This window comes from Mycobacterium sp. TH-M82, assembly GCF_057473605.1.
Genome location: NZ_JBYCKY010000134.1, coordinates 1 through 5,081 on the forward strand (window position 1 = coordinate 1; position 5,081 = coordinate 5,081).

6 protein-coding genes and 2 tRNA genes are annotated in these 5,081 nt (G+C 66.8%); 5 read left to right on the plus strand and 3 right to left on the minus strand.

Annotated elements, in window-relative coordinates:
* Positions 1-2 precede the first annotated feature (2 nt).
* From AC2VON_RS03970 to AC2VON_RS03980, 3 genes are all read left to right on the plus strand, one after another.
* A tRNA-Ile gene (locus tag AC2VON_RS03970) sits at positions 3-76 on the plus strand.
* A gap of 27 nt (positions 77-103) precedes the next feature.
* A tRNA-Ala gene (locus AC2VON_RS03975) sits at positions 104-174 on the plus strand.
* A gap of 115 nt (positions 175-289) precedes the next feature.
* Complete coding sequence (locus AC2VON_RS03980) at positions 290-820, plus strand: peptidylprolyl isomerase (RefSeq protein WP_486951774.1); 531 nt, start codon at positions 290-292, stop codon at positions 818-820.
* 9 nt (positions 821-829) lie between these two features.
* On the opposite strand, the gene AC2VON_RS03985 is transcribed toward AC2VON_RS03980, so the two are convergent.
* Positions 830-1,264, minus strand: coding sequence for a PH domain-containing protein (locus tag AC2VON_RS03985; RefSeq protein WP_486951775.1), 435 nt, complete (start codon positions 1,262-1,264; stop codon positions 830-832).
* Between the two features lie 204 nt (positions 1,265-1,468).
* Positions 1,469-1,759, minus strand: a complete 291-nt coding sequence (gene crgA / locus AC2VON_RS03990; RefSeq protein WP_486951776.1) for a cell division protein CrgA — start codon at positions 1,757-1,759, stop codon at positions 1,469-1,471.
* A 117-nt stretch (positions 1,760-1,876) separates the two neighbouring features.
* Here crgA and AC2VON_RS03995 point away from each other — a divergent pair, with 117 nt between their 5' ends.
* Together AC2VON_RS03995 and AC2VON_RS04000 are read left to right on the plus strand one after the other, a co-directional pair.
* Entirely contained in the window at positions 1,877-2,641 is a 765-nt protein-coding gene (locus AC2VON_RS03995; RefSeq protein WP_486951779.1) for a DUF881 domain-containing protein, read from the plus strand.
* Positions 2,642-2,677: 36 nt separating this feature from the next.
* Complete coding sequence (locus AC2VON_RS04000) at positions 2,678-3,379, plus strand: aminodeoxychorismate/anthranilate synthase component II (RefSeq protein ID WP_486951777.1); 702 nt, start codon at positions 2,678-2,680, stop codon at positions 3,377-3,379.
* A 35-nt stretch (positions 3,380-3,414) separates the two neighbouring features.
* On the opposite strand, the gene pknB is transcribed toward AC2VON_RS04000, so the two are convergent.
* On the minus strand, positions 3,415-5,081 hold a 1,667-nt coding region (gene pknB / locus AC2VON_RS04005), incomplete at its 5' end, for a Stk1 family PASTA domain-containing Ser/Thr kinase (protein WP_486951778.1).

The window sequence follows — 5,081 nt, forward strand, 5'->3', positions numbered from 1 at the left end:
GCGGGCCTATAGCTCAGGCGGTTAGAGCGCTTCGCTGATAACGAAGAGGTCGGAGGTTCGAGTCCTCCTAGGCCCACCGGGGACAGTAACCCGCAAACGGCCAGGGGCGATAGTTCAACGGTAGAACCGGGCCTTTGCAAGGCTCAGATCGGGGTTCGATTCCCCGTCGCTCCACCGCGCCTCTTCGCCGGCCGGGTATCGGTCATCGGCGCAGCCAGCTGCCGGTGTGCGCGGCCAAACAGTACCCGTGCGCCGGGGTCGCGCAGTGCTAATGGCACACTGTCAACCCGTGAGCAACAGCCCCATCGCCACCGCGACCGCCACCCTGCACACCAACCGCGGCGATATCAAAATCGCACTGTTCGGAAACCACGCTCCTAAAACGGTGTCCAACTTCGTCGGTCTCGCGCAGGGAACCAAGGACTACTCGACCACGAACGCGTCGGGCGGCTCCGCCGGCCCGTTCTACGACGGAGCGGTGTTTCACCGGGTGATCAGCGGCTTCATGATCCAGGGCGGCGACCCCACCGGGACCGGCCGCGGCGGCCCGGGCTACCAGTTCGCTGACGAGTTCCACCCCGAACTGCAATTCGACAAGCCCTACCTAATCGCGATGGCCAACGCGGGCCCCGCCACCAACGGATCACAGTTCTTCATCACCGTCGGCCAGACGCCGCACCTGAACCGGAAGCACACCATCTTCGGCGAGGTTGTCGACACCGATTCGCGACAAGTCGTCGACGTGATCGCCACCGCCCCCACCGACGGCAACGACCGGCCGTCCGTACCGGTCGTCATCGAATCGGTGACCATCTCCTGAAGTGCGGCGTCAGGGTTGCCAGCGGCCGGCGTGGCCGGGGCCGTAACCGGCCCGTGTGAGCGCGTCAAGCACCTCCAGCGGCTCCACGCCGAGGTCCCAGCGGGATAGCACCCGCAGTCGATCGTCAGCGGTCTCGATCTCCAACAGCCGGACTTTGCGGCCGATGCGGCGGAACTCGGTGATGCGGACCGTCTTGACGTCCGCGCGGGGTAGCAGTGCGCGCCGGCGGCCACGCACCACCAAACCGGCGGCCGTGATGGCCAGCTTCGGCCGGGCGTACCACGAGACCCCCGCGAAGACGATCAGGCCCAGCGCGGCGCCACCGGTCAGCACCCGCCCGGCAGCATCGGTGACCAGGGTCGCCGATAAGATAGCCATTATCACGCCGGCAGCAGCATAACCAGCGATTCCGGTCGGCCGAGGTGCCCATTCCGTTTGCTGCATGACGTTCTCAGGTGCTCGTGTCGAGGTGGACGGATACAGTTATCCACAGGAGCTATCAACAGTGGGGATGAATCACATTTGTGTGATTGGCATCACAGCAACCCGGTGGAATTCCTCGTAGTTCCGGGCAAGCAACCTGCGAGATCACCGGAGGCCACTGGAGGTCACCGGAGGTCACCGGAGGTCACCGGAGGTCACCGGAGATCAATGCCAGCGCATGGTCAGCAGCAGACCCGCGATCATGAAGGCAAACGCTATGGCGTAGTTCCAGGGACCGAGTCCGGCCATCCAGCTCAGTGCTGTCGGGGCTTGCAATCCGGTGGCTCCCAGCTGATATACCATCAGCCAGACCAGCCCGAAGAGCATCAGCCCCAGGAACAGCACGACGAACCACGTACTCGACGGGCCGGCTTTGACCTTGACCGGCGTACGGCTCACCGAGCTCATGGAGCTTGGTGTGAAGCTGGTCTTCTTGCGAACCTTGGACTTGGGCATTCCTAACCTCAGGACAGTGCGACGGTAAAACTCAAGTAGTGCTGGGATAGAGACTAACCCAGCACCTGACCCGGCGGCGCAGCGAGCCGAGTGAACCGAGAACGGAGATCGGCGTTGATGCAGCCGCAGGTTTCGGCCAACTCACCGGGCCACCGCTCGCCGTGGCGCCTCGGTGTCCCGCTGGTGTGCCTGCTGGCGGGGCTGCTGCTGGCGGCCACCCACGGGGTTTCCGGCGGCCGCGAGATCCGCCGCGGTGACGCGCCCCGGCTGGTCGACCTGGTCCGCGCCACCCAGTCCTCGGTGGACCGGCTCAGCGGCGAACGCGATGTGCTGACCGCCACGGCCGGCTCCACCCACGGCCGGGCGGCGGGCACCGCCCTGGCGGCGATGCTGAACCGGGCAGCCGAGTTGGCGGACGCGGCCGGCCTGGATACGATGCACGGCCCGGGCCTGGTGGTGACGCTCACCGATGCCCAGCGTGACGCCTACGGCCGATTCCCGCGCGACGCCTCTCCCGACGACCTGGTGGTGCACCAGCAGGACATTGAGGCGGTGCTCAACGCACTGTGGAGTGCCGGCGCCGAAGCTATCCAGATGCAGGACCAGCGGCTCGTCGCCACCTCGGCGCCTCGCTGCGTCGGCAATACCTTGCTGCTGGGCGGGCGCACCTACAGCCCGCCGTACACCGTGACCGCGATCGGAGATCCGCCTGCGATGCAGGCCGCGCTCGCCGCCGCTCCCCTGGTCAACCTGTACAAGCAGTACGTGATCCGCTTCGGGCTCGGCTACAGCGAACAGGCCGCCTCGGACCTGCGGGTGGTCGGGGCAGGCGAGCCGGAGCGCATGCGGTACGCGATACCGGCCGGCCCGGTCGACTACTGAAGCGGGCCGCCACAGCGACGGCGGTAGCCTGTGCGAGTGCAGATCTTGGTCGTCGACAACTACGACAGCTTTGTGTTCAACCTGGTGCAGTATCTCGGTCAGCTGGGCGCCGAGGTTGCGGTGTGGCGCAACGACGACGCGAGGCTCGCCGACCCGTCGGGCCCGGCCAATTCTGTCACCCGGTTCGACGGGGTGTTGCTCAGCCCGGGGCCGGGCACCCCGGAACGCGCCGGCGCGTCGGTCAGCCTGGTCCGGGCGTGCGCCGTGACGCGGACCCCGTTGCTCGGGGTGTGCCTGGGCCACCAGGCCATCGGCGTCGCTTTCGGTGCCACCGTGGACCGGGCGCCGGAACTGTTGCACGGCAAGACCAGCATGGTGTTTCACACCAATACCGGTGTGCTGGCCGGGCTCCCGGATCCGTTCACCGCGACCAGGTATCACTCGCTGACGATTTTGCCGGAGACTCTGCCCGCGTGCCTGGAGGTGACGGCCCACACCCGTGGCGCGGTGATCATGGGGGTACGCCACACCGAGCTACCTATCCACGGGGTGCAGTTCCATCCCGAGTCCATCCTCACCGAGGGTGGGCATCGGATGTTGGCCAACTGGCTGGCCTGCTGCGGGCAGATCGGCGATCCCGCCGGTTGGGGAACGCTGGTGCAGCGCCTGGAAAACGAGGTCGCCGACACCGTGCAGAGCGTTCACCGCCACGCCCGGCGCGCCACCGTATCAGGTTGACCGGTTCCGTATCCGTATCAGGCCCAGCCGTGGCGCTACTGACCGAACCGCAGCGTGATGTTCCCGTCGTTGTTCATGCCCTGGCCGGCCGCCGGGCTTTGGTAGAGCACTCGGTTGCGCGCCGCGCCGCCGGCGTCGACATCGGGGCCTTTGATCAAGATGCCGGTCCAGCCCAGCGCGCGCAGTTGCGGTTCGGCGTCGGTCCAGAACATCCCGGACAGGTCGGGCATCACGAACTGGTTGCCCCGCGACACCCGCAGTTCGATCACCGCGTCCAACGGCACCGTCTCACCGGCGGGCGGACTGGTGCCGATCACCTCGCCGGCCGGGTGGGAGCTGTCCACCAGAACCTCGGTCGACTTGGTGAAGCCGTAAACGACCAGGTTCTTCTGAGCGACCTCCACCGTTTGGCCGGTGACGTCGGGAACCGGCTTGGTTTCCGGCCCGGTGCCGACGATGATGGTGATCTCGTTGGTGACGGCCGTGGTCTGATTGGCCGGCGGGTTGGTCCCGATCACCCGGTCGGCCAGCTCCGGTGTGGACGCTGCGTCCACCTGCTTGAACTTTCCGAACCCAATGGCCTTCAGTTTCTTCACCGCGTCGGCGTAGCTGAGCGAAGACACGTCGGGCAGCTGGCGCTGCTCGGGGCCGTAGGACACGTTGACGGTGATCTTGTCGCCCTTGTTCACCGAGGCGTCGGCCGGTGGATCAGTGCTGATCACGCGGTCGGGAGGAACCGTCGAATCCGCCCTCTGCTCGATGCGGGTTTTGAAGCCCTTGTTCTGCAGTTCGGCGATGGCGTCGACGGACACCTTGCCGCGCACGTCGGGGACCTGTATCGGGTGGGTGCTGTTGCCGAAGGTGTTGATCATCACGGTGGCGATGACAGTCAGCACCGCCAGCACGACCACCGCGATCAGCCAGCGGCCCACCGATCCCGTGGCGCGGGCGTGGGCAGGGTCGAACTCCGGACGGGGCAGCGGGTCGGTGCGCGGCCTGCTGCCGGCGGGGTGCCCCGGCGCCAGCATCGACGTCCGCTCGGCCTCGGTGAACACCTTGGGCGCCTCCGGTTGCTCGCCGTTGTGCACCCGAACCAGGTCTGCCCGCATCTCCGCGGCCGTCTGGTAGCGGTTGTCCGGATTCTTCGCCAGGGCTTTGAGCACCACCGCGTCTAAGTCCGCGGGCAGGCCCGGGCGCCGTTGGGACGGCGGCACCGCGTCTTCGCGCACATGCTGGTAGGCGACCGCGACGGGTGAGTCACCTACGAAAGGCGGTTCACCGGTGAGGATTTCGTAGAGGACGCAGCCCAGCGAGTACACATCGGAGCGGGCGTCGACCGTGTCGCCGCGGGCCTGCTCGGGGGACAGGTACTGTGCGGTACCGATCACCGCGGCGGTTTGGGTGAAGGTGTTCCCACCGTCGGCGATCGCCCGCGCGATGCCGAAATCCATCACCTTCACGGCATTGTTTTTGGCGATCATGATGTTGGCGGGCTTGACATCACGGTGGATGATCCCGTGCTGGTGACTGAAGTTCAACGCCTGACAGGCGTCGGCGATCACCTCGAGGGCGCGCTGGGGCGGCATCGGGCCATCGGTCTGCACGATGTCACGCAGGGTGACGCCGTTGACGTACTCCATGACGATGTAGGGCAGCGGGCCCGCGGGTGTGTCCGCCTCGCCGGTGTCGTAGACCGCGACGA